Origin of the sequence: Bowmanella pacifica, assembly GCF_014645355.1 — a bacterium.
Lineage (GTDB): Bacteria > Pseudomonadota > Gammaproteobacteria > Enterobacterales > Alteromonadaceae > Bowmanella > Bowmanella pacifica.
This window is the reverse complement of the sequence record NZ_BMLS01000003.1, coordinates 215,461-239,578: the sequence shown is the minus strand read 5'-3', so window position 1 is coordinate 239,578 and position 24,118 is coordinate 215,461. Positions and strand designations below refer to the sequence as shown.

Here is a 24,118-nt window from a genome sequence, read left to right as displayed (position 1 = left end):
CCAAACGGCGCGCGCCTAATCCGTGCGCCAGCGAATACAGAGAGCGATATGCAAGATATTTTGTTGCAACTGACCCGTTGGTTGTCGCCCTATATGGCCGAAATTGCCATGACCTTAGTGGCGACAATTCTGGTGGTGTATGGTGATGTGGCCAACAAACAAATCAAAAGCTTCCTCAGCCCTTACCATTTTGTTTTACGTACCTTAGTGTTTGTGCTGATTTGCGCCTTCGGCTACGGTGCCTTTATCTTGTTCGTGACACCTTTCATTAAAGACTTACTGGTAATGATCCCCGGTTTATACCGTGGTTTGACCATAGTACTGAGCTTTTTATTGCTGGGGTATCTGGCTGAGCAGCGTCGTTATATCTGATGCAGCGTCACCGGGCTATATTGCCCCTCAAGCATTACGACAACGAGGGGCGTATTAAACCCAATTGGGCAGTGTTCGCCAGTTTATTGGTATTGATGCGCGCATTTTTGGTGTTTATCGCCTCAATAAGTTACCGGCCAGATACGGGCTTATTGCTGTCGCTATTTTATCCAGACCGGCATTATTTCTATGCCAGCCTGTTGGTTGGGTTACCCGCACTGCTGGTGATGTTAATGGTAGTCTGGCGTCATTGGTTTAGGGAGCGCTGGCGCGGCATCTTCTGGTTAGTTAAGCCGCTGGTAATACTGGCATTGCTGGCCGACTTGCTATTGCATGTGCATATGGCCAACCACAGCCACTGGGCATTTTCCTGGTTGGTGGCACTTACCTTGCTGGCTGACATGCTGATGCTAATGTACTGGTTACGTAGTAATACCCTCAAATTGATGCTAATGGACTGGCGTAAGCCCTGATCTGCTTCTTTTTTCTATACTCTTGCCTAAAACTACTTGTTGTTTTCTATGCTGGTGTTGTACCTGCTACTTATCGGTCCCGCCATAGGTGCACTAACGCAATTTGCATAAGAGCCCATCGGCTTTCCACCTTTGCAGTTTATAAAAATTGCCCGCTTAGGCAGGTAAATCCTTGATTTACTGCTAATAGTTATATGCCACTTAGGTAAATAAGTGGAAATCACAATAAGGAAATTTTATGCAAAAGCAAAAACTATACCTCTCTGTTATCGCTACACTCACCACCTTAACCAGCCCTGGTATTTTGGCTCAGCAGACAACCGCAGCCGATAATTTAGAGAAAATTCAGGTAACGGGTTCGCGCATTAAACGCACTGATATTGAGGGCCCCAGCCCTATTCAAACCATTGGACGGGCAGACATTGAACGTTCAGGTTTTCAAAACCTGCAACAGCTGCTGGAGCGACTACCGGTAAACGGTGCCGGGACGTTTTCAACCCGCAATAACAGTCAGGACTCTACGGCTAACGGCACCGCCGCGGTAAGCTTACGGGGGCTGGGGCCAGATGCCACCTTAGTGTTGATCAATGGCAGGCGGGTCGGTATCAGCGCTTTTGCTGAGGGCATTACCAACTCTTTTGTTGATATCAACAGTATTCCGGTATCGGCTATTGAACGTATTGATATCCTGAAAGACGGTGCCTCGGCAATTTATGGCTCCGATGCGGTGGCCGGAGTAGTGAATATCGTGCTTAAGCAGGATATCGAGGGATTGGAAATAGAAGCTTCCTACGGACAGACCAAGGGCGGTGATTACGATGAAAAACATGTCAGTCTGGTATGGGGAACCGGGCAGGGTAAAAGCCGAGCGTCCATTATATTTGACTACTTTTCCAACTCAGAGTTGAGTAATGCGGAAATGGGCCGCTTTGGCACAGCAAACCAGTCACCTTATGGAGGGGAAGACTTCCGCTCTTCCCGTGGTTTTCCTGGTTATTTCTATGTCGACGGGGTAAAAACCGTTGATCCTGCCTGCCCGGAAGAACAACTGGTGCAAAGTGCGCAGGTTTGCTTATACGATTATGGCCCCTCCAGTATCACCATTCCCGAAGCGGAGCGGGTGGGAGCCATTTTTTTGCTGAATCATGAGTTTGGCAATGATGTTGAGGCCTTTGTTGAAGTGGCCGTGCAGCACAATACCTCAAACGCCGGGGGCGCTGCTACCCCATTAGACGAGTCGGCTGGCTTAACGGTGCCGGCATCCCACCCTAATAATCCTTTTGGACAGGATATTGATATCGGACGTTTTCGACCGGTAGATGGTGGCAACCGTCGCTGGGATATTCAATCCGACACCTTGCGCTTATTGGCCGGTCTGAAAGGCGAAGTGAATGATTGGCTGTGGGAAGCTTCGGTACAAAAAGGACGCAGTGAATCCAAGCAAACCGGCGACCATACCCAAGGCTGGGTGCGAGTGGATTATCTGCAGCGGGAAATTAACGCCGGGCGCTATAATCCATTTGGCGGTACCTACAATGATCCTGACGTGATTGCAGATATTACCACCAGCCTGGTGCGCCTGGGGGAATCAAGGATTACATCAGCTGATTTTAGCATCAGCGGTGATCTATTCGATTTTAATCAAAATACGGTGATGATGGCAGCGGGCCTGGAATATCGTAAAGAACAGGTCGCAGATACCCCGGATGAGCAGTTTCAAAAAGGCCTGATTTTTGGTACCGAAGCGGTATCCGCGGCGGCCAAACGTAGCCAATGGGCAGCCTATGTGGAGTTCTCTGTGCCTTTCAGTGATGCACTGGAGTTGCAGCTGGCTGGACGCTATGACGATTACAGCGACTTTGGTAATACCTTTAATCCCAAGTTGGCCATGCGTTATCTGCTCAGCGATGATATTACCTTGCGTGCTTCCTGGGCGCAGGGCTTCAGGGCCCCCTCACTGGCACAGGTGGGACTGGGCCCATCTGAGTCCTCTTTGTTCTTTATTGATACCTATCGATGTCAGGCAACCGGCCAGGACTGCGGCGTACTGGATTACAACGTGGAATTTAGTGGTAATGCAGATCTCAAAGCCGAAGAATCAGAATCCTGGAATATAGGGATTTTTTATGCCAATGACTCGGGCTTTGATGCCGGTTTGGATTTGTGGAGTATCACCCAGGACAACAAGATAGAAATATTCTATGAAGATGTCTATCAGGCGGAATGTAATAAACAGGACAGTCAGCTATGTGAGCGTTTGGCTCCTCAGGGCAGCGAGACCTTAGGGGTACTGTCAAAGCTGCATGGCAACTTACGTAATGTTAGCAGCCAGGATGTGGCCGGGGTTGACGTCTCTGCCAACTACCTTATGGACATGCAGGACATGGGGGATCTGAAGTTTGGTATACAGTGGACCGCCATGCATAAATTTGAACGTGACGGGCGGGACTATTTGGGCGAATACCAATACCCCAAACACCGCTGGGTGGGAACGGTAGACTGGCATCGTGGCGATTTGGGTGCCAGTTTGATATTTAGCTATATAGGTGAATTTGAAGATACGCCGGATATAGATTTTGATGGCAATTTGGACTTTGATCAAAACCAGAGTCGCATGGTGGATAGCCATCTACTTACCGATCTGCAGCTTACCTGGCAAGCCAGCGAACCCATGCGCTTTACCTTTGGGGTGAATAATTTGTTCGACAAAGAGCCACCATTTGCCATAGGTAATGGTGACGATGACTTGTATGGTTACGTCTCTAAGGTGCACAACCCCCGAGGCCGTCATTTATATGTGAAGGCGGCCTACAAGTTCTGAGTTTGCGTGGGCGCCGCCACCCTGGGCGGCGCTTTTTCAGCTGTGGGGTAGCTATGCTTAAGCTATTGCCTGATGCAAAGGAGGGGCGTAAAAAGTATTAATGCAACACATCCGGTGGCATATTGGTTTGCAAGTATTCAGGCCAGTTATCATCAAGGTCGCCGTTGCTGATGATATGGTGCAGTTTGATATGCATGGCTGTCCAGCGCGCCAGGCTATACAGCATGGCGGCATCTTGTCTGGTATAGAAGTTCTCTTGCGTACTGGCAATGTTCAGCGTGCCGATGCAGCGTTTATCTTGCAGTAGTAGTGGGGCGTCCATCGAGCTCTTTAATCCCCCCGTGGCTAATTTCTGGCAATCCTCATAGTCTGAGTGTTTTAAATCGGTACATACCATAATCTGCTTATCGACAAAGGTTTTACCTACCATAGTTCCGGCAATGGGAACCGGCGTTTGTATTGGGATCACCTGATTTCCAGCGATGGCCAGTAAACGCAGCTCCTGCTCGTTGTTTTTTAAGGTAATACTGGCCCGATCCGCAGCAACCACAGTGGGAAGCCAGCGCGCCAGAATATTCAACATGGATGACAAGGTATCAGTGTGCGACAGACTTTGGATAAAAGGAGCTGAGAGCTGGATTATATGCTGTTCGCTAAGCTCAGATAGCTGAGCTGGATCCAGACTATATTCGGTATTCATACAAACTCCCAATCGAACCTATGACAATGCCCTTGGGCATCAGGCTTAGTTGCTGCGCGGTGATTTTTGAATGGCGTTGCACGCTTCCTCAATCTGATACTAATCCAAATGTCAGAATCTTCAATTTAGCGGACAGAGCAGCCGGGTATACCGGTGCTGGGTTTGCCGTGCTACTGAACATTATTGCTTACGGCCTGATCAAAGTAGCTTTTCACGCTGATCTGGCTGTCATTGACTAAGCGTTGATAACAAATGCCGGCGAAGGCATAAGTATGGCCGGCATAGGCCAGTACGATATAGGGTGCCTCGGGATTACTTTGATCATAGTGCCAGTGCCCGCCCACCAGTTGGCGGAAAATTTCGCCGATATAAGCGCCATACAGATTGCAAATGGTAAATACCATATCGTTTGTCAGGGCGGACTCCTGATACTTTTCCAGCCATTTGAGTATCACAACATCGACCAGGGCAATGCTCTGTGGACTATGGTCAAGCTCAATACCAAACTCTTCGCGGGTGGTAAGTACCGCATTGTGGGCGGTATCTGACATTAAGCTTTGCAACTCTTCTTTGCTCATTTGCATGGTTATTCCTCGGCGGCGAGCCCTGGATTGACAGGATTAGGGGCTTGTAGTTGGCGGTGTGTCAGGATCAATTCCTGAAGCAGTTTGGTGCCCGGTCCGGCACTATCCGGACGAGGCACGACCAACCAATTGATATGTTTACGAAAACTACTGTTACGAATAGATAAACGTGCCAACTTACCTTGCTGAACTAAGGCGCTGACTTCATGGCAAGGTAACCAGCAAAAGCCTATCCCCTGACAGAGCAGGTCGATGGCGGTATGAAACTGGCTGACGGTCCAGCGTAATTCAGACTTTAACCAGCCCTGTTTTTCCTGCGGGCTGGCGGAGGTATCTTTAATCACTAATTGCAGATGGTGAACCAACTCATTGGGATCTAGCGGGAAAGGCATTTGCGCTAACGGGTGCTCTGGGTGACAGACCGCTTCAAAGTATATCTCACCAATGGCTTCACCTAAATATCCCCTGGGCACACCGCCACCAATAACCAGATCGGCCCAGCCCTCAGTAATGGCGTCATCGGTGCCGGTTAATACCGTATCCAATAATCTGATGCGGCTGCCTCGGCTTTGTGGCAAAAAATCCGCCAACACAGGATAAAGCCAGGCCCTTGGGTAGGCCAGATCCACGGCCAGGGTGATCTCCGGCTCCCAGTCCTGATTAATGCTGTCGGCCAGTGCCTCAAGCTCTTCTACGTCCTGCGTAAGATGTCTTGAGCGGCGCAGCATCACTTCACCGGCTTCGGTCAGAAAAGCCTTACGTCCTTTTACTTCTAATAGTTGCACATTCAGCAGCCCTTGCAATTTAGCAACGGCATGGTTGAGCGAAGACTGGCTTTTGTTCAACTTGGCAGCGGCTTGCGCGTAACCACCGTAGTCTACAACTGCTTGCAGTATTCGCCATTGTTCCAGAGTGGTTTTAGGCCGATACATGGCTGAATGTTTCTATTTTTTAGATAGGTTTCCATGCTAGTGCCGGGGCCGTGGAATTGCAATGCCCTTAATTGTGAATATGCAATATAGCGCCGGTTTCAGGGTGAAACCGGCGCTTAGTGTAGGTTAAGGCTGGGGCAGGGCGGAAAAATCTATCTTTGGTGCCTGACCAGAAGTTTGTCGTTCAAAGCGGGTATCAGCTGGGGTAGGGGGATAAGTAAAGCCGCCATTTTTCAGAATAAAGCCGTTATCCATGCTGTCTCCCTGAAAGTCCAGGCGGTCTTCAGCCCGACCGGTCGCATCTACGGTGAAACGGGCCTGGGTTAACTCATGCCATGTTCCTTCCTTGTCCTTTGCCCACTGGTTCTGGTACCAAGCCCAGCGGCTTTGATTGCCATATTGGGTGAGGAAGTTCTCCAAAAAACTGTGCAGGCGTGTGGCATAGGTGTCGGTTTGTGGCCGTTTAAAGCTGGCAATCAACCGCCATTTGTCCTCAGATTGAGGCTTGAACCACGCGGTGTAATCAGTGCTGTTGTCTACAGCCGGGGTCACCTTTAATAAAAAGCTGTAGGTGGTGTCGACAAGCCACGGATACTTTAAATAGCTTTGTCCCCCCGAGCCTTCATTACCGAATTCGCCTGTGTAAACCCCATCGCCTTTACCAAGCAGCTGGATGCGTTGCTCAGGCGGGATCTGGCTGGGATCGTCGGTTTGAAATGGGCTCCAGATGGAGAATAGCACCCGTCTTTCTACCTCGGAGTTTACCTGAATGCCAAAATAGCCTTCACCAAAGCCATTGGCCATATAGTAAGAGCCGGGCACATCCTGACCTGAAGGAACTGTGATCTCAGAGTAAAACCATTCAATATCCCTATTGAGCGGCATATCGTAGCTAAAATGGACAGAAGGGCCTCGGCGTCCCCAATAAGGGTTGTCGTTATCCAAAAAGTACAACTTGGTGTTGCTATTGCCGGGCCAAAGGGCCAGATGATGCAAGGTTGGCAGCTGACCGCTGCGGCCATCTAGACTGCGAATGTTAAGTTGTTGGTAGCCACCGCTAGCCAGTTTGACCTCAAATAGTGGATAAGTCTGCTGCTGACCTTTCTGCAGTGTAATTTCGGTTTCCTGCTCGCCGAGGCTGATGGCCAGACGCTGCGCTGCGGTGCTACTGGCGCTCAGGGCAAGGGTTAAGGTATCGGCCCTGTCCAGGGCAAAATAACTTAGCAGACTGTGTTGGCTGTCCTGCCAATTAAGCTGTGCGCTATTGTCATTGGCGACCAATGCCAGGCTGGCTTCGGGGTTATCTTCCACCCAGGTATTAAAGCTCAAGGGAATTTCTACTGGCTGACTGCTGGGCAATGTGATGCTGTTTTTATCCCCTTGTGGGCCGGTGACTGGACTGTGGCTTTCGTTATTACCCCCGCAACTGCATAGCAGCAGTATGAGTGGCATAGTGAATTTATGTTGATAACGCATGGCAATATCCCTTGCTGATAAGGTGAAAAATGACCGCCTCAGAACAAGGCGGCCATTCTCTTGTTTAGAACTTAGCTCTCACCCCCAGTGAGATCTGACGGCCAAAGCGGTTAAGTAAACTGACCTGGTCTTCCACCTTGGTATAAGCCCAGTAACGTTCGTTGGTCAGGTTACTGCCTTCGGCGAAAACACTGATTTTGTCTGTGACGTCATAGCTGAGGCTGGCATCCCACTGGCCATAGTCTGAGATATAGGCAGGGCCGCCCCAGGCCTCCGGGTCATACATATATTTACCGCGCCAGTTATAGGCGATACGTGCCTGAATGCCATATTGCTCGTAGTAGACCACGGCGTTATAGGAATTTTTCGACATGCCTTTAAAGGGCAGGCCTTTAGCCTTGCGCTCAGGGTCATCGTAACTGCTGTCAACATAGGTGTAGTTAAACTGAAAGCCCAGGCCGTTAAAGGGCTCGGGTAGCCATTCATCAAACGCTTGCTGGTAGGCAAATTCCAGTCCGCTGATATTAGCCCCATAAGGGCTCTTAACCGAACGGGTACCGTAGTAGGTGATGCCTTCGAGTGTGTAGGGGGCTTCACGCTCCTCGATAAACGATTTGATGTCTTTAACAAATACCCCACCACTTAAAATACTGCTGTCGCCAAAGTACCACTCCAGGGTCATATCGGCCTGATTGGCTTCTTCCGGGGTTGAGCTGGGATCGCCCATATTCAGTGTCGGTAGCCCTTCTTTCAGACTGTTAAAGTTAACCGAGCGCCAGGGGCGCAAGTCGTTAAGACTTGGACGACTGATCACCTTAGCTGCCGAGAAGCGAAACAGTAGTTCATCGGTTAGGTTGAGTTTAAAATTCAGACTGGGTAATACATTGGAATAATCGCTGGCGAAATTGACATCAATGGGGTCGTCCCAGCCGTTTTTGATTGGTTTACCTTCGTCATCCAACTCTATTTTATCGAGCTGATAAATGGCACCCATGGAGCTGGTGTTGGTTTGCGATGCCCGCAGGCCCAGATTAAGTTTGTAGGGCAGGGAGAATACTTCATCTTCTATAAATGCCTGTACATAGGCGGTTTTCACTTCTTCTTCAATGGTATAACTGCCCGCGCGGTTTAATGAGGCGACAATATATTTGTCGGCAGCTTCTGGGTTGATGCTCCGATAGAAATCCAGCAACTTGTCGTAGTTAAAGCTGGGCCAGGGCTGCGGCGTTTGGCCGGCTTCGCCGTCCATAAAGTTATCAAAGTTAGCAGCTTGGAATACATCAGACGGAATACGGAACAAGGTGAAGTCGCCGTTGGTAAATACATCGCTGTCGTCGTAATCGAGTTCCAATCTGTCCAAATAGTGACCGCCGCGACTGAATATCCCGGGATCCCTGGAGGCATATTCACTGCGGGCCTTAGATTGTTTCAAATAGGTCAGGCCAAATTCCACTTTACTCAGCAAGCCGTCCTCAACGCGGTACTCGCCGATAAGCTTGGCATCGTCCACTTTGTCTTCCACGCCCACCCCTGTGTTACGGCTGTAGTGCGCCCCATAGGTCTGCTCGGCAGTCAGTCCTGGTGACATTTCTACATCGGGCAACATATTACCTGTGTTGTGATCTATGCGGATACTGTCGATAAAGCCACGAGCTACCACAAAGCGGTTATCTCCGGCGTTCTCATTTTTAGCTTTGGAAGTGGCAAGATCGGCGGTCAGCGTAAGTGCATCACTGGCGTACCATTTAGTATTGAAGGCAAACTGGTAGGTATCGGTTTTTCTCGGCTCGGTGAGGTTTAGCAGTTCCACCATGGTATTGCCGGTTTGTGTCATGGCTACAACGCGCCCTTGGTCATCAAAGGTGGCATCGGAAAATACCGGTGTGCCTGGCGTCCAAGACTCGTCATAGTTAACAAAACCTATCTGATAGCGGTGGCCATCGGTATTGTAGCGTGAGTACAAACCGTCAAAATTGATATCCAGGGCTTCGCTGGGACGCCACTGTACTGCTACTGTGCCGCCTACACGGGTGCGAGTGTCTTGAGCATTATTAAAATACATATAGCTGGGAATTTTTGACGCGTAGGTTTCGTTGTCATCAATAATGCCGTTGCCATTGGTATCGACGGGCACACCCGCGCTGTCTTCATCCCAGCCTTCATCCGGGTCAAAAAAGCCCCCAGCGGAGTAAACATCTTCGCGCAGGGTCTTTTTCGAATATGCGCCGGACACCAGTACCCCAAAGGTGTTGTCGCTATTCACATCACCAATAATAAAAGAGCCGTGAGGGTTAATATCTTCAGAGCGGGATTCATAGATCCCCTTACCGGACAGGCTGAGGGTAAAGCCTTCAAGATCAAGGGGTTTGCGCGTTTGTATATTGACGATGGCACCAATGCCACCTTCGGTGAGTCTGGCTTCAGGTGATTTATACACTTCCAGCACATTGACCAGCTCAGAGGCGATAGTGTCGTAGTTAAAGTCGCGCCCGGCATTATCTGACGCCAGCTTACGGCCGTTGAGCGTGGTGATGTTGTAGCCGTCGCCCAGGCCGCGAACTAAAATATTCTGACCTTCGCCACCGTTGCGGGTAATAGTAATGCCGGGGATACGTTGCAAGGCCTCCGCCAGGTTTTCGTCAGGAAACTTACCTATGTCATCGGCAATAATCAGATCAACCACGCTGTCGGCATTTTGTTTTTGAAACAGCGACTCTGTAATACTGCTGCGTAAACCTCTGACCTGAATTTTCTCTACATCCTGACCGGTGACTTGGGCTTCGTCCTGCTCCTTTAACGCCACTTGTTGCGCCAGTACCGGTGCGCTGCTGCCCATCAGCGCCGCTAAAGCTAAGGCGATTTTGTTGTATCTGATCTTCATTGTTGTCATGTCCCCTGCATTGAATTGTTATTAAGGTCAATGAAACGAAGCAAAACGAAGCTTCTGTTTTGTTTTCGTTGTTTAAATAAAACGCTCTTTTTGTTAAATGATCAAGAAAAAACGAAAAAAAACTTTTAATAGCTTTCGAAGTTGTGCATGATGATGAGCAACTGAGGCCAAGTTGATACCGGTAGTTATGGGCTATCTATATGAAATGGCGCTAAATTTTTTGTTTGCTAGGTGAATGATGGTTTCGCTTTCGATCTCTTTTGAAAGCTTCTGGCTCATGATAAATTGCTGCTTTAGGTAATGAATGAAAGGAGCGACATAAGGTGGATGCATTCAACAGTATTGAGAGGCAGCAAGAGATTCTGCGTCTGACCCATGCACAAGGCAAAGTGTCGGTGAAAGATCTGGCAGAGCAGTTCAACGTCTCAGAAGTGACAATCCGTAATGATCTGAGTTTGTTGGATCGCAAAAAGCTATTAGTACGAAGCCGTGGTGGCGCCATGGTGAATAGCCAACTGGGACGAGAACTATCACTAAAGGAAAAGAGTCATCAGAACTCGCTGCTAAAGCGTCGTTTGGGCTCGGTGACAGCAGACTTAGTGCTGGAAGGTGAACGTATCCTGCTGGACTCTGGTACCACAACCCAAGAGGTAGCGGCTTGTTTGGTTGACCGTGAGGACTTAGTTGTGATGACCAACGGGCTGAATATAGCCACTGAATTAGCAAGATCTGACTCGGTTGAAGTCATGATGACGGGCGGGTCGTTGCGCAAAAAGTCGATGTCATTCTATGGGGCAATAGCAGAGCGTAGTTTGCAGAATTACAACTTCAGCAAATTGATTCTGGGAGTGGATGGCTTTGATTTACGCACCGGCATAGGCACACATTTTGAAAAAGAGGCCATTCTCAACCGTTTGATGTGTGAGATGGCAGAAGAAGTAGTGGTGGTGACTGATTCGTCGAAATTCGACAAACGCGCATTTCATGTGATTTGTGCGGTCAAGGAAATCCACACGCTAGTGACAGATTCTGGGATCCCCCAGAACTATATTGAAGAGCTGGATAAATTAGGCATCAACTTGCATATCGTTGAGCGTACCGATCAATAGGAGTAATACTATGTCTGAGTTTAATCGTCGATCTTTTCTCAAGGCGGCAGCCGCCACTGCAGCGGCAGGCACTGTCGTTGCCTGCAGCAGTACAGGCAAAAATGCGACAGCGCCGAAGGCAATGGGAAAAAGCGTTATGGGGCTCACCGTGGCACCTATGCATACAGTACGCGCCGCCATTATTGGGGTTGGCCAGCGGGGTGTCGGTTTTGTTCGCCACTTATGCAATATCGACGGTGTAGAACTTAAGGCAGTATGTGATATTGACGCTGAGGTCACGGCTAGAGCGGTTAAGATTGCCGTTGAAGAAGGGCATGCAGCACCTGATGTATACGGGAAAAGTGATTTCCACTACCGGGATATGCTGGCCCGTGATGATCTGGATATCGTGATTATTGCTACGCCCTGGCGCTGGCACCACCCCATGGCCAAAGACGCCATGCTGGCCGGTAAACATGCCTTTGTTGAAGTTCCTATGGCCACCACTATGGAAGATCTGTGGGACTTGGTGGACACCTCTGAAGCGACGCAAAAAAATTGCATGATGATGGAAAACGTCTGCTACGGCCGTGATGAGTTGATGGTGTTGAACATGGTGCGTCAGGGGGTATTTGGCGAGCTGTTGCATGGTGAAGCTGCTTATATACATGAGCTACGCTGGCAGATGAAAGAAATCGAGCGGAAAACCGGTTCATGGCGCACTTATCACCATACCCGTACCAACGGTAATTTATATCCGACTCACGGTTTGGGGCCAGTTGCCCAATATATGAATATTAACCGTGGCGACAAATTCGAATATATGAGCTCCATGAGTTCGCCGGCTCTGGGGCGTGCTGCTTATGCTAAGCGCGAATTTGGTGCTGATCATGAGCGCAATCACTTGCACTACATTGCGGGTGATATCAATACCAGCATAATCAAAACGCATCTGGGTCGAACCATTATGGTTCAGCATGACACCACCACGCCGCGGCCTTATACCCGCTTGAATCTGATTCAAGGCACCAATGGTGTGTTTGCCGGTTTTCCAAACCGTATTGCCCTTGAGCAGGGCGGTTCGGGTAATTTCCATGAATGGGATTACGATATGGAGAAATGGTACAAGAAATACGACCATCCGCTGTGGACACGTATGGGGCAGGAAGCCGAGCGCAATGGCGGCCATGGAGGGATGGACTTCTTAATGGTGTGGCGCATGATTTACTGTTTACGTAATGGTGTTCCCCTTGACCAGGACGTATATGACGGTGCTGCCTGGTCGGCTGTTTTTCCGCTTTCCAAAGAGTCTGTCGCCGATCGCGGCAATTCTAAAGACTTCCCTGATTTTACCCGTGGCCAGTGGCAGCACGGTAAGCCACTGGGTATCGTTAGCTGACAAGGTAAAGTGCCGGTATTGGACCGGCTATCACTCATTCATTAGATGTGCTGCGAGGGATACTGCCTGTCGCAGCCAGTTTTATTACTCAGAAATGAGGAAGGTTTTCATGCATCTTCTCCGTGAACTTTTTGCCGCCAACCGTGGTGGAAAGGCGTGCGGTATTTACTCTGTGTGCAGCGCGCATCCTGTTGTGCTCAAAGCTGCCATACTGCAAGCCAAACAAGACCACTCCCTGTTGCTTGTTGAGGCAACGGCCAATCAGGTTAACCAGTTTGGAGGATATACCGGCATGCAGCCGGCTGACTTCATCGGCTTTGTACAAAGCCTGGCCGATGATAATAACTTTAGTCGCGAGGATTTACTGTTCGGCGGTGATCATTTGGGGCCGGTATGCTGGACAGATAAACCCGCTAATGATGCCATGGCCTTATGTCAGGGATTAATTCAAAGTTATGTGGAAGCCGGCTTTGAGAAAATTCATTTGGATACCAGCATGCCTTGTGCTGATGATCCACAAGCATTAAGTGATGAAGTCATTGCTGAACGTGCTGCTATCTTGTGTGAGATTGCAGAACAGACGTCCAAGAAGATGGGACGAGATTTATGTTATGTCATCGGCACTGAAGTGCCGCCCCCTGGTGGTGTTGACGAGCTGGAAGAACATCTGGCACCAACCCCGGTAAACAATGTCATGCATACCCTCAAGGCGCATAGAGCGGCCTTTGCAGCTAGGGGACTGGATGAATCAAGCTGGCACAAAGTGGTAGCCATTGTGGTCCAGCCCGGCGTGGAGTTTGATAACAGTAAGGTGCATGACTTTGTGCCCCAACTGGCCACTGATTTGTCCGCTGCCATTGAGTCTGTTCCAAGACTGGTGTTTGAGGCACACTCTACCGATTATCAATCCCGCTCTGCTTTATGTGAATTGGTAAAAGGGCACTTTGCTATTTTAAAAGTAGGCCCGGCTCTGACCTTTGCCCTGCGAGAGGGGCTCTTTGCGCTGGCGCATATCGAAGAGGCCTTGATTGCACCAGAGCAATGTTCCGACTTGAGAGCGCGCTGTGCAGAGCTTATGCTCGAGCAGCCCAAATATTGGCAAAAATTCTACCCCCACGCCGAGCAACAACCCTGGCTACGCTTTTTCAGCTACAGTGACAGAATTCGCTACTATTGGAGCCAGCCTGACCTACAGGCAGTGGTGAACCAACTGTTTGCCAACCTCTCTGGGGTGACCATTCCATTACCTTTGTTGAGTCAATATTTACCTGTGCAATATCAGGCGGTTCGCGCTGGCCAAGTGAAAGCCGAGGCCGAGGCCTTGTTACTCCATAAAATTGCCGACGTACTGAATGATTACGCGCAGGCATGCCATTTCCAGAATTAAGTAGGAAACATTATGACCGACCAGGTTTATCTCGGCTTTACGTATACAGAGCTTGAGCAAAAGAACGCCGTCTGGACCGCCAGAGAAATCAGTCAGCAGCCCAGGCTATGGCAAATGTTGTCTGAAACCTTAGCTGCCCGTAAAAACCAATTAGACAGCTGGCTAGCGCCTATATTGGCTGAGCCTGTGCTGAGGATCATCATGACCGGTGCTGGTACCTCTGCCTATATAGGTGAAGCCTTACAGCCTCATTTGCAAAAGCATATGTCACTGACCCCGGGACAACGGATTGAGGCGGTTAGTACCACGGATATTCTCAGTAATCCGGATATGTACTTACAAAGCGCTGTACCGACTTTGCTGGTGTCCTATGGTCGCTCTGGTAACAGCCCGGAAAGTAAAGCTGCGGTGCAACTGGCTAATCAATTGGTTGATAAATGCTGGCACTTGGTGGTCAGTTGTAATGGGGAAGGAGCGTTGGCGAAAGCTTGTGAAGGCAATGACCGCTATCAGTTGTTACTGATGCCTGAGCAAGCGCATGATCAAAGCTTTGCCATGACCAGCAGCTTTACTTGCATGATGCTGTCTACATTACAGTTATTTGCACCTAATGAAGCTCAGTTTGAACGGATGCAAGCGTTGGCATTGGGCATTCTAGCTGAGCAAGTGGATGGCATTGCCAATTTGGCGACACTGGCCTGTGAGCGGCTGGTGTTTCTGGGGGCCGGCCCGCTCAAGGCAATTGCCAGAGAAGCGGCCTTGAAGGTCTTGGAGCTTACGGCGGGACAATTGCCCAGTTTTTATGAGACCCCGCTGGGGTTCAGGCATGGTCCCAAGTCGTTAATTAATACGGCCACACAGCTGGTATTGCTGCCCTCGGCCGACCCGTACACCAGTCGTTATGACTCGGACTTACGCCTGGAGCTTGAAAGAGATGGCCAGGTATTGCATCTCGGTGCGCCGCTGCCCTTATCCCAAATTCAGGGACTGGAAGACGCCTGGTTAGGGTTTCCCTATATTCTGTATTGCCAGATCATGGGTTTTTTCAAAGCGTTGCAGCATGGGGTAGGCCCCGATAATCCTTGTCCTACCGGTGAAGTGAACCGCGTGGTGCAAGGGGTGACGTTATACCCTTTCACGCAGGACTGATTATGCATTACGGCCTGGATATCGGTGGTACGAAAATGGAGTTGGCAGTGTTTGATGCCGAGTTTTCGTGCCTGGAGAGAATACGCCGGGAAACACCCATTAATGATTACCGGATATTTCTAGCCGGTGTCGTTGAATTGGTTGAGATGGCGGATACCAAATACGGCGCCAAAGGCTCGTTGGGCATTGGCTTACCCGGTGTTATCAGCGCCCAAGGGTTGGCGCTATCCAGCAATGTGCCCTGTTTGACTGGTCAACCGATCACTGCTGATTTGGCATCTGTATTAGAGAGACCGGTGGCTTTAGGGAATGACTGTCGATGCTTTGCCTATTCAGAAGCCAGGCTGGGCGCAGGAAAAGGCCACTCCAGAGTGCTTGGCGTCATTATTGGCACTGGCTTAGGTGGTGGGCTCTGTGTGGACGAAGAGCGCTTTGCGCCAAACAGTCAACTGGCCGGTGAATTCGGCCATATGGGTTTACATGCGGCGGTAGCGGCGCGCTGGCAGTTACCTGTTTTGCAATGTGGCTGCGGGCTGAGTGGATGCGCAGAAACCATAGTGTCGGGAAACGGCCTGGGCAGGCTTTATCAACATTTCGGTGGTCACAGCGGCGATACCTATCAGTGGTTGACTGCCTATCGCCAAGGTGAGGATAAGGCCATAACGACCTTTAGGTGTTTTATGGATGCGCTGGGCTCAGTGATCGCTGGGCAGATTTTGGTGTTAGACCCAGATGTGATTGTGTTGGGGGGCGGTTTATCTGCCGTTGATGAGATTCGCACTGCGTTGCCTGAAGCGATTCAGCAGCACTTGTTTAGTCATGCACCGCTCGCCCCAGTCGAACTTGCCGAAGGCGGGCCTGCAAGCGGTGTTCGCGGCGCAGCATTACTGGGCGCAGAACTGTGTGAGGAACAAGGTTTATGAGCGCATCTAATTACTGGCTGGTTGCCGAAAAAGCACTGATTGGGCGAGATTGGTTAAGCCCGGCGTATTTGCATATTGTTGAAGGACGCATTCAGACCATCTCTCATCAACCCCCAACACAAGAGCAAGTGCATCAAGCCGGTGAGGGGCTTTTGGTTCCTGGCTTTATTGATGTACAAGTGAATGGTGGTGGGGGCGTACTGCTCAATGACAGCCCAAGCCGAGAAGGTATCCGGCAGATATTTTCGGCCCACGCACAGTTTGGCACCACAGCCATGCTACCGACCCTGATTACCGACAGTGTTGAGGTGATGCGACAAACCGCTGAGGCCATTGCCGAGGCCATTGCCGATAATGAACCTGGCATTGTCGGTGTTCACTTTGAGGGGCCGCATATGTCGCTGGCTAAGCGCGGGGTGCATTCTCCTGCTTATTTGCGTGAGCTCAGTGAGCAGGAAATGGCGGTATTTGCGCGCCAGGATCTGGGAGCCAAAGTCATTACCCTGGCCCCTGAGGTGGTTAGTCCTGAGCAAATTCGTCAATTGGTCAGTATGGGAGTCCGAGTCTGTCTTGGTCATTCCAACGCCACGGCATCCCAGGTGCAAAGTGCCCTTGAGGCGGGTGCTTGTGGCTTCACTCATCTGTATAACGGTATGTCTGCTTTGACTTCTCGTGAGCCCGGTATGGTGGGCACTGCCCTGGCTGATGCCGACAGCTGGTGCGGGTTGATTTTGGATGGCCATCATGTGCACCCGTTGTCTGCTAAGTTGGCTATTCGCGCCAAAGGTATCGAGAAAATTATGCTGGTCACCGATGCCATGCCACCTGTGGGAACCAATCAAACCGACTTTGCCTTCTATGGTGAGCGCGTGGTACGTGAAGGCAGTAAACTCACGGCACCGTCCGGCTCACTGGCCGGTTCGGTATTGGATATGGCGGGGGCGGTACGCTATGTCGTGCAAACCTTGCATTTACCGCTTAACCAAGCGGTTTATATGGCGTCAGCCAGCCCCGCCGCCTTTTTGGGAATGAGTACCCAGCTGGGTTCACTGGAGGCAGGAAAGCGCGCCGACATGTTGTTGTTAAATGCAGATCTTAAAGTGCAACGCAGCTGGATAGCGGGCCACCCCTTAAACTGAGGAATCTGGTATGAACAAGGTTTGCAAAACCAACGGCAATAACATCTGGTTGCCTATGTTGGTCATCTCTATTTTGTTTTTCCTGTTTGGCTTTGTCACCTGGCTAAACGGCTCACTGATACCCTTCCTCCGTATCGTCTGTGAATTAAATGAATTCCAGGCTCTATTGGTGACATTCGCTTTTTATATTGCCTATGTTGTGATGGCTTTGCCCATGTCAGCGTTACTGGACAGAATTGGCTACAAGAAGGGTATGGTGGCCGGGCTTGGCATTATGATTGTGGGCGCGCTGGCCTTTATTCCGGCCGCGCTGAGTGCGCAATTTGGCCTGTTTTTACTGGCGCTTTTTGTGTTAGGAACCGGTCTGACTATTCTGCAAACGGCATCCAATCCTTATTTGGTCTTACTGGGGCCGCCAGAGAGTGCCGCCATGCGTATCTGTGTGATGGGACTGTTAAACAAAGGGGCGGGTTTTATCGTACCTATTGTTTTTACCGCCATTATACTGACCGGGATGGACAGCTATACCCCTGACGCTTTGGCTGGCCTGTCAGACTCTGAGCGACAACTGGCGTTGGATGCGTTGGCACACCGGCTAATCGTCCCTTACTTGTGGATGGCGGGCATGTTATTGGTGTTGACCCTGATGGTAAAGTTTGCACCGCTCCCCGAGCCGGGTGACGAATTGCGGGGCAGTGAGGGTAACAAAGTACGCCGACGCGAGGTATTAGCCCACCCGCAGTTAATACTGGGCGTTATTGCCTTATTCTTCTATGTGGGCGTGGAAGTCATCGCTGGTGATACTATTGGCCTGTTTGGTCAGCAACTTGGCGTCAGCCATTTCGGGGCGCTGACATCTTATACTATGGGCTTTATGATGCTGGGTTATTTACTTGGCGTTGTGGCTATTCCCAGGTTTCTGAGCCAAGGGCAGGGCTTGCAGTTGTCAGCCATAGCTGGTGTGCTGCTCAGTGTCGCGGTGATCAATGCCGAGCCTACTTCCAACACGCTGTCATCGGGCCTGCTTGGCTGGGTAGGGGTGCCGAGCGTGCCAGACCCTGTTTTTTACGTGGCGCTGCTTGGGTTGGCCAATGCGCTGGTGTGGCCCACGGTGTGGCCTTTGGCATTGCAGGGTTTAGGCAGATTGACCGCCACCGGCTCAGCGCTGCTGATTATGGGAATTGCAGGAGGCGCTTTGCTGCCTTTGCTTTATGGTTATCTGGCCCATCAGTGGTTGGACAGCCAGTCCGCCTATCTGATGCTGGTACCTTGTTATGGCTATATCCTGTTCTATGCCTTTAAGGGGCATAAGTTGCGTCATTGGTCACAATAAGCGGAAAAGGGGGCACCCCCTTTTCTAATCTAAAATACCAATCTCATGAATTGAATCAATCAATTATCAAGATTAAACCCGATTGAGTACACTTCTTCCTGTCTTAGAGGCAACCCTTTTAAACAATGGAGAATTCATCAATGACTCAATCACTTATCAATACTAAAATTCTGCCGTTCAACGCCACTGCTTACCACAATGGTGAATTCGTACCGGTTTCTGACAAGGATCTGGCCGGCAAGTGGGCGGTAGTGATGTTCTATCCTGCTGACTTCACTTTCGTATGTCCGACCGAACTGGGTGACCTGGCTGACTACTATGACAGACTGCAAGCCCTGGGTGTAGAAGTTTACTCTGTATCTACTGATACTCACTTCACTCACAAAGCCTGGCATGATGCATCTGAAACCATTAAGAAGATCAAGTTCCCAATGGTGGGTGACCCAACTGGCCGTATCAGCCGTAACTTCGGTGTGATGATTGAAGAAGAAGGTCTGGCACTGCGCGGTACTTTCGTGATTAACCCTGAAGGTGAAATCAAAGTAGCAGAAGTTCATGACCTGGGTATTGGCCGTAGCGCTGCTGAACTGTTCCGTAAGGTACAGGCAGCACAATACGTTGCCAACCATGACGGCGAAGTTTGCCCGGCTAAATGGCAGCCAGGTGAAGAAACTCTGTCTCCTTCGTTAGACCTGGTCGGCAAGATCTAAACCCCGACCCCGGGGCCTGATATCAGGCCCCAGCTTATCCCTTATTTACACCTTACACCGACATCCAGTTGCCGGTGCAGGGAATGTTTTGCCCAGTGAATGTCGAGGTAGTGATGTTAGACAACAATTTAAAAGACCAACTGAAAACCTATTTAGCCAATTTGAAACGCCCTGTGGAGTTGGTGTTGGCCACCGACGACAGCGAGAAATCCCAGCAGTTACTGGCACTGGCGCGAGACATCGAAGAACTGTCAGATTTGGTGAGCTACCGACTGACCACAGAACCCCAGCGCGTTCCTTCCATGCAGGTGAGCAGTCCTGATACTGGGACATCTATGGCCTTTGCCGGGTTGCCCATGGGGCATGAATTTACCTCCTTGGTACTGGCGCTGTTGCACAGTGGCGGCCACCCGATCAAGCAGGAACAGAGCATACTTGAGCAGATTAAAGCGCTGCCGGGGCCTTTGCACTTTGAAACCTATGTATCATTGAGTTGCCAGACTTGCCCAGGGGTTGTTCAGGCGTTGAATTTAATGGCTGCGGTTAACCCACAGGTCAGCCATGTGATGATCGATGGGGCCCTGTTCCAGGACGAAGTCAGCCAGCGTAATGTGATGGCTGTCCCCAGCGTATTTTTGAATGGCGAGAGTTTTTCTCAGGGCGCGATTACCCTGGAGAAAATTCTGGCCAAAGTGGATACCAATGCAGCGGCACGCCAGGCCGATGCGTTAAAAGATAAAGCCGCCTTTGATTTGTTAGTGGTTGGCGCGGGCCCCGCTGGTGCATCTGCGGCTATCTATGCCGCACGTAAAGGCATTCGCACCGGCGTGGTTGCTGATCGCTTTGGTGGTCAGGTGGCCGATACCGTGGGGATCGAGAACTTTATTTCGGTAAAGAAAACCGAAGGCCCCAAACTGGTGGCCAGTCTGGAAGAGCATGTGCGGGACTACGACGTGGACATTATGGCCAATCAACGAGTAGTGAACCTGCGAGAAGGTGACATGCTGGAAATTACGCTAGAAAACGGCGCTGTGCTGAAAAGTAAAAGTCTGGTGTTGGCTACAGGAGCGCGCTGGCGCGAAATGAATGTGCCTGGTGAGCGTGAATATCGTGGTAAAGGCGTAGCGTACTGTCCGCATTGTGATGGTCCGCTGTTTAAAGGCAAGAAAGTCGCCGTTATCGGTGGTGGTAACTCGGGTATAGAGGCTGCAATTGATCTGGCCAATATCGTTGAGCACGTCACAGTGTTGGAATTTGACAGTAAATTACGGGCCGACGAGGTATTGGTACGTAAAGCTCGCTCGATGGCTAATATCGATATCATACTCAATGCCCAAACAACAGCAGTCAATGGCGACGGCCAGCGTGTGCAAGGTCTGAGCTATAAAGACCGGGTGTCCGGCGAAGATAACCAGCTTGAATTGGCGGGTATCTTTGTGCAAATCGGACTGGTACCTAATACCGAGTGGCTTAAAGACAGCGGCGTGGAACTGACAGCGCGCGGCGAGATTGTCACGGCTAGCAATGGCGAAACCTCGGTTAAAGGTGTATTCGCAGCCGGAGATGCGACAACGGCACCGTTCAAGCAAATTATTATTGCTATGGGGAGTGGGGCTACGGCGAGTCTTGGCGCCTTTGATTATCTGATGCGTTCGTCCGCACCAGCTTAATAGATGATGGAGAAGGGCCAACAGGCCCTTTTTTTTATCCATTATAAATAGGGCCACCGGAGGCCTGATAGGAGTTGAGTACCGCTTTGGCCGCATCGCGCTGCAGTTGTCGTTGAATCTGTATGCCGCGCTTCTCAAGGTAGGTATAGCTTTGGCTAAACACCGGGCCTTCATCAAAGCCGATAGCTCTGGCATCATCGCCGGTTGCGGCACAGACCAATCGCTTTACGCCACTCCAAAGTATGGCTCCCAGGCACATGGCACAGGGCTCACAGGAGGTGAAAAGTTCACAACGGGCATTATTTTCCGACAGGCTAAATGTCTTTAACCGTTGCTCTGCCAGCATAATTGCCATCATCTCACCGTGCAGGCAGGAATTATGCGCGGCCATGACCTGGTTGACACCCACAGACAACACCAGTCCGCTGTCCATATCAAAAATGGCGGTGGCAAAAGGGCCTCCCTGGCCATCCTTAACATTTTGCCTGGACAGCGCAATGGCCAATGCCATTTTATCCGCATCTGTCCGATAGGGAGTTGACCAATCGGTGGTTTGCTTGGCCCAATCTGGCAGTTGGATAATAGTGCTGAGCTTAGTGTGCTCTGCAATAGGGGGGAGTCTGTCCATTATTTCTCCGTGCTTAGGGGGCTGCGTGTGTCAGCTTTCTGTAAGGCGACAACTACAGTACCTTCACAACGCCTTGAATTAGCGTCTAGCAAGTGCCTACAAATGACACACAGCTGCTTAATCATACTCAAAAGGTCAATAGGTTTTAGTAAACCTTAAGTAACTTCCGTTGCTGCGTAAAGCGTTCAAAAGTGGCATAATGCGCGCCCGCTACACAACGAGAGATGATCATGTCTATAGAACAAGCCTTGATTGAGCGCGCTGGTGCCAAGTGTGAATTATGTGCCGCGACCGAGAATCTGCAAGGGCTGGCTGTGCCACCCATAGATCAAGTGAGAGTGGATAACCATATTCTGGTTTGTCAGACCTGCCAATCTCAAATTGAAGGAAGTGAACTGGACACTAACCACTGGCGCTGTTTGAATGACAGTATGTGGAGTCAGGTGCCGGCTGTGCAGGTTATGGCGTGGCGAATGCTGAAGCGCTTATCCTCTGAAACCTGGGCACAGGATCTGCTGGATATGTTGTATTTGGATGAGGAAACCAGCACCTGGGCGCAAAAAGGTGATAATTCAGACCGAGAGCCAACCTTGGATAGCAATGGTGCCGTCCTTAGCGCCGGCGATACCGTGGTACTGATTAAAGATCTGGATGTGAAGGGCGGTGGTTTTACCGCTAAACGTGGCACTGCAGTGCGTGGTATCAGCCTGACTGACAATCCTAAGCATGTGGAAGGTCGTGTCAACGGTGTGCGTATTGTACTGGTGGCTGACTACCTGAAAAAAGCCTGATAACTAGTCTAATCTGTATACAAAGTCAGCCCGTTAGCCCAGTCGGTTAACGGGCTGATTGTTTTTGTCTTCAAACCACTGGAAGTAGGTCTCCGCCCCTTGAATACCTTGTTCCAGTAGGGCCTGCTTCTTTTGCTCGCTGATATCAAAGTCGGTGGTCCCGACATCCAAGGTATTAATATATAAGGTGCGTTGCCAATCGTCGCTGTGTAAATGCTGGTTCTCCTGCACCTGCATCAGGGCGCCAATCAGCGCCTTAGCGTAGTCGGAAAAGTTTTTAATGGGCTTACCCTTGGGGCGCTCGTCGTACCGAAACAGGGCCAACTCTTCTTGTTTATCCAAGCGTAGTCCCAAGGTTTGCCGATTGTATATATAGGGGCTGCGATTTGGGTGTGCCAATAAAAAGCGGGCATTCTCTTTGTTATAGTAGGCTGTACTACGCGCCGCCTGCGATTCCGCTGTATCTACGTATCGCTGACGGTCAAATAACTTAATGGGGTAATTACGCATTACGCCGCCATCCACATACAAGTCCTGATTCTCGCCAAAACGCATGGCGGCAAAAAATAGCGGAATAGACATACTGATACGCACCGCCTGAACCAGTGGCATATTGCCATGGCGTTCATGGGAAAATACTTCCGCATAGCCAGTGGAAAGATTGGTTCCTATTACGTGCAGGTCGGGCAAACCTTGTGCTTGCAAGTCAGCAAAGGTTGCCATGCCATGACCGAGCTTTTCATCAATCAGGGCCATCAGCCAGTCAGAAAAGTAATCGCCTTTGTGCCAACCATAATCCTTTGCCAGTCGTCGGATATCGCGGATTACGCCAAAGGAGTCATCCATAAAGGCTTTAAAATCGGTGGAACGCAGTATGGTCAATTGTTGGTCAATATCAAAGCCCAGCGCAAACAATAACGCGTTAATCGCCCCGGCACTGGTTCCGCCTACCCGACGAATGCCTGTCAGGTGTCCCCGTTGGGCCAGCACCTGCATGGCACCCACGTAGGCGATGCCTTTCACACCGCCGCCCTCAAAGATCAGATTGCGAAATTGGCTGGTCATTTGGGTTAGTCTTGTTGCTATGATGCTCTAACGCTAGTTGAACATTGGCAAAGATTCCAAGTCTGGCCGTCGCTAGGACATGGATTCGTCGGGTGCGTCTACAGACTCAGGCTCTGGCAGGCGGTAATCAAACACATAGCTATGCTGGCCCCCACTGAGGTTAATCAGCATGCGTCCTGACAATCCTTGTAATTGCCCAGTGGCCGAGTGAGGTAATACCTCCAACACCAAATGCTGATTGGCGCCTTGCATGGTGCCGTAATGCTGCATGACAAAGCTACCCTGACGTCCGTCCAGGTTGCCGCTAACTTGTTCGATGGCCACATAACCTGCAGCTTGCTTGTCGGCATGCTTGGCACTGAGCATTTCGCCTTTGCTTTGCCCTTGTAAATCACCGCTGAATGTTTTGTCGATGGACATTCTGCCTAATGTGATACCGTCTTTGCCCTGTGTGTAGCTGGGAATAGACTGGACCCTGACTTCAAATTCCCCTCTGGCTTGCATGTGTTTTCCTTGAAAAGGCGCTTGTTATTTTGTCCATGTTAACAATGCCTCAGCGGAATTTCACATGGTTTAAATTTGTCCATC

21 protein-coding genes are annotated in these 24,118 nt (G+C 50.3%); 13 read left to right on the top strand and 8 right to left on the bottom strand.

Annotated features, from left to right (window positions below; all coding sequences use genetic code 11):
* Positions 1-48: 48 nt before the first annotated feature.
* From IEX02_RS11080 to IEX02_RS11070, 3 genes are all read left to right on the top strand, one after another.
* Complete coding sequence (locus IEX02_RS11080; RefSeq protein ID WP_188694752.1) at positions 49-372, top strand: DUF3392 domain-containing protein; 324 nt, start codon at positions 49-51, stop codon at positions 370-372.
* Entirely contained in the window at positions 372-845 is a 474-nt protein-coding gene (locus IEX02_RS11075; protein WP_188694751.1) for a DUF2919 family protein, read from the top strand. The genes IEX02_RS11080 and IEX02_RS11075 overlap by 1 nt, the downstream gene beginning before the upstream one ends.
* Before the next feature lie 238 nt (positions 846-1,083).
* Complete coding sequence (locus IEX02_RS11070) at positions 1,084-3,666, top strand: TonB-dependent receptor plug domain-containing protein (RefSeq protein ID WP_188694750.1); 2,583 nt, start codon at positions 1,084-1,086, stop codon at positions 3,664-3,666.
* Positions 3,667-3,763: 97 nt separating this feature from the next.
* Here IEX02_RS11070 and IEX02_RS11065 read toward each other — a convergent pair whose 3' ends face one another.
* From IEX02_RS11065 to IEX02_RS11045, 5 genes are all read right to left on the bottom strand, one after another.
* Positions 3,764-4,366 carry a GAF domain-containing protein gene (locus IEX02_RS11065; protein ID WP_188694748.1) on the bottom strand — a complete coding sequence of 201 codons (603 nt, stop codon included), beginning with the start codon at positions 4,364-4,366 and terminating at the stop codon, positions 3,764-3,766.
* A gap of 170 nt (positions 4,367-4,536) precedes the next feature.
* Positions 4,537-4,950: a hypothetical protein gene (locus IEX02_RS11060; protein WP_188694746.1), complete on the bottom strand. Its 414-nt coding sequence runs from the start codon at positions 4,948-4,950 to the stop codon at positions 4,537-4,539.
* Between the two features lie 2 nt (positions 4,951-4,952).
* Positions 4,953-5,882 carry a LysR family transcriptional regulator gene (locus IEX02_RS11055; RefSeq protein WP_188694743.1) on the bottom strand — a complete coding sequence of 310 codons (930 nt, stop codon included), beginning with the start codon at positions 5,880-5,882 and terminating at the stop codon, positions 4,953-4,955.
* 126 nt (positions 5,883-6,008) lie between these two features.
* Positions 6,009-7,358 (bottom strand): DUF3472 domain-containing protein, encoded by a 1,350-nt coding sequence (locus tag IEX02_RS11050; protein WP_188694740.1) that lies wholly within the window; start codon positions 7,356-7,358, stop codon positions 6,009-6,011.
* A gap of 64 nt (positions 7,359-7,422) precedes the next feature.
* Entirely contained in the window at positions 7,423-10,239 is a 2,817-nt protein-coding gene (locus IEX02_RS11045; protein ID WP_188694737.1) for a TonB-dependent receptor, read from the bottom strand.
* A 332-nt stretch (positions 10,240-10,571) separates the two neighbouring features.
* On the opposite strand from IEX02_RS11045, the gene agaR reads away from it, so the two are divergent.
* The 9 genes from agaR to ahpF all read left to right on the top strand — a co-directional run bounded on the left by agaR (position 10,572) and on the right by ahpF (position 21,046).
* Entirely contained in the window at positions 10,572-11,357 is a 786-nt protein-coding gene (gene agaR / locus IEX02_RS11040) for a transcriptional repressor AgaR (RefSeq protein ID WP_188694734.1), read from the top strand.
* 10 nt (positions 11,358-11,367) lie between these two features.
* Complete coding sequence (locus tag IEX02_RS11035; protein ID WP_188694731.1) at positions 11,368-12,735, top strand: Gfo/Idh/MocA family protein; 1,368 nt, start codon at positions 11,368-11,370, stop codon at positions 12,733-12,735.
* 109 nt (positions 12,736-12,844) lie between these two features.
* On the top strand, positions 12,845-14,122 hold the full coding sequence (locus IEX02_RS11030; RefSeq protein WP_188694729.1) for a D-tagatose-bisphosphate aldolase, class II, non-catalytic subunit: 1,278 nt from the start codon (positions 12,845-12,847) through the stop codon (positions 14,120-14,122).
* A gap of 12 nt (positions 14,123-14,134) precedes the next feature.
* Positions 14,135-15,271 carry an SIS domain-containing protein gene (locus IEX02_RS11025; RefSeq protein ID WP_188694726.1) on the top strand — a complete coding sequence of 379 codons (1,137 nt, stop codon included), beginning with the start codon at positions 14,135-14,137 and terminating at the stop codon, positions 15,269-15,271.
* 2 nt (positions 15,272-15,273) lie between these two features.
* A complete protein-coding gene (locus IEX02_RS11020; RefSeq protein WP_188694724.1) occupies positions 15,274-16,194 on the top strand; it encodes an ROK family protein in 921 nt (306 codons plus the stop codon).
* Complete coding sequence (gene nagA, locus IEX02_RS11015; RefSeq protein ID WP_188694721.1) at positions 16,191-17,333, top strand: N-acetylglucosamine-6-phosphate deacetylase; 1,143 nt, start codon at positions 16,191-16,193, stop codon at positions 17,331-17,333. The genes IEX02_RS11020 and nagA overlap by 4 nt, the downstream gene beginning before the upstream one ends.
* Before the next feature lie 10 nt (positions 17,334-17,343).
* Positions 17,344-18,666: a sugar MFS transporter gene (locus tag IEX02_RS11010; protein WP_229702192.1), complete on the top strand. Its 1,323-nt coding sequence runs from the start codon at positions 17,344-17,346 to the stop codon at positions 18,664-18,666.
* Positions 18,667-18,806: 140 nt separating this feature from the next.
* Positions 18,807-19,376, top strand: coding sequence for an alkyl hydroperoxide reductase subunit C (gene ahpC, locus IEX02_RS11005; RefSeq protein ID WP_188694718.1), 570 nt, complete (start codon positions 18,807-18,809; stop codon positions 19,374-19,376).
* Positions 19,377-19,489: 113 nt separating this feature from the next.
* A complete protein-coding gene (gene ahpF / locus IEX02_RS11000; RefSeq protein WP_188694716.1) occupies positions 19,490-21,046 on the top strand; it encodes an alkyl hydroperoxide reductase subunit F in 1,557 nt (518 codons plus the stop codon).
* 34 nt (positions 21,047-21,080) lie between these two features.
* On the opposite strand, the gene IEX02_RS10995 is transcribed toward ahpF, so the two are convergent.
* On the bottom strand, positions 21,081-21,674 hold the full coding sequence (locus IEX02_RS10995) for a nucleoside deaminase (protein ID WP_188694712.1): 594 nt from the start codon (positions 21,672-21,674) through the stop codon (positions 21,081-21,083).
* A 230-nt stretch (positions 21,675-21,904) separates the two neighbouring features.
* Between IEX02_RS10995 and IEX02_RS10990 the strand changes: the two genes are divergently transcribed.
* Positions 21,905-22,465: a PhnA domain-containing protein gene (locus IEX02_RS10990; RefSeq protein ID WP_188694709.1), complete on the top strand. Its 561-nt coding sequence runs from the start codon at positions 21,905-21,907 to the stop codon at positions 22,463-22,465.
* 33 nt (positions 22,466-22,498) lie between these two features.
* On the opposite strand, the gene IEX02_RS10985 is transcribed toward IEX02_RS10990, so the two are convergent.
* Entirely contained in the window at positions 22,499-23,530 is a 1,032-nt protein-coding gene (locus IEX02_RS10985) for a patatin-like phospholipase family protein (RefSeq protein WP_188694706.1), read from the bottom strand.
* Positions 23,531-23,602: 72 nt separating this feature from the next.
* Positions 23,603-24,034: a DUF3224 domain-containing protein gene (locus IEX02_RS10980; RefSeq protein ID WP_188694702.1), complete on the bottom strand. Its 432-nt coding sequence runs from the start codon at positions 24,032-24,034 to the stop codon at positions 23,603-23,605.
* Positions 24,035-24,118 lie beyond the last annotated feature (84 nt).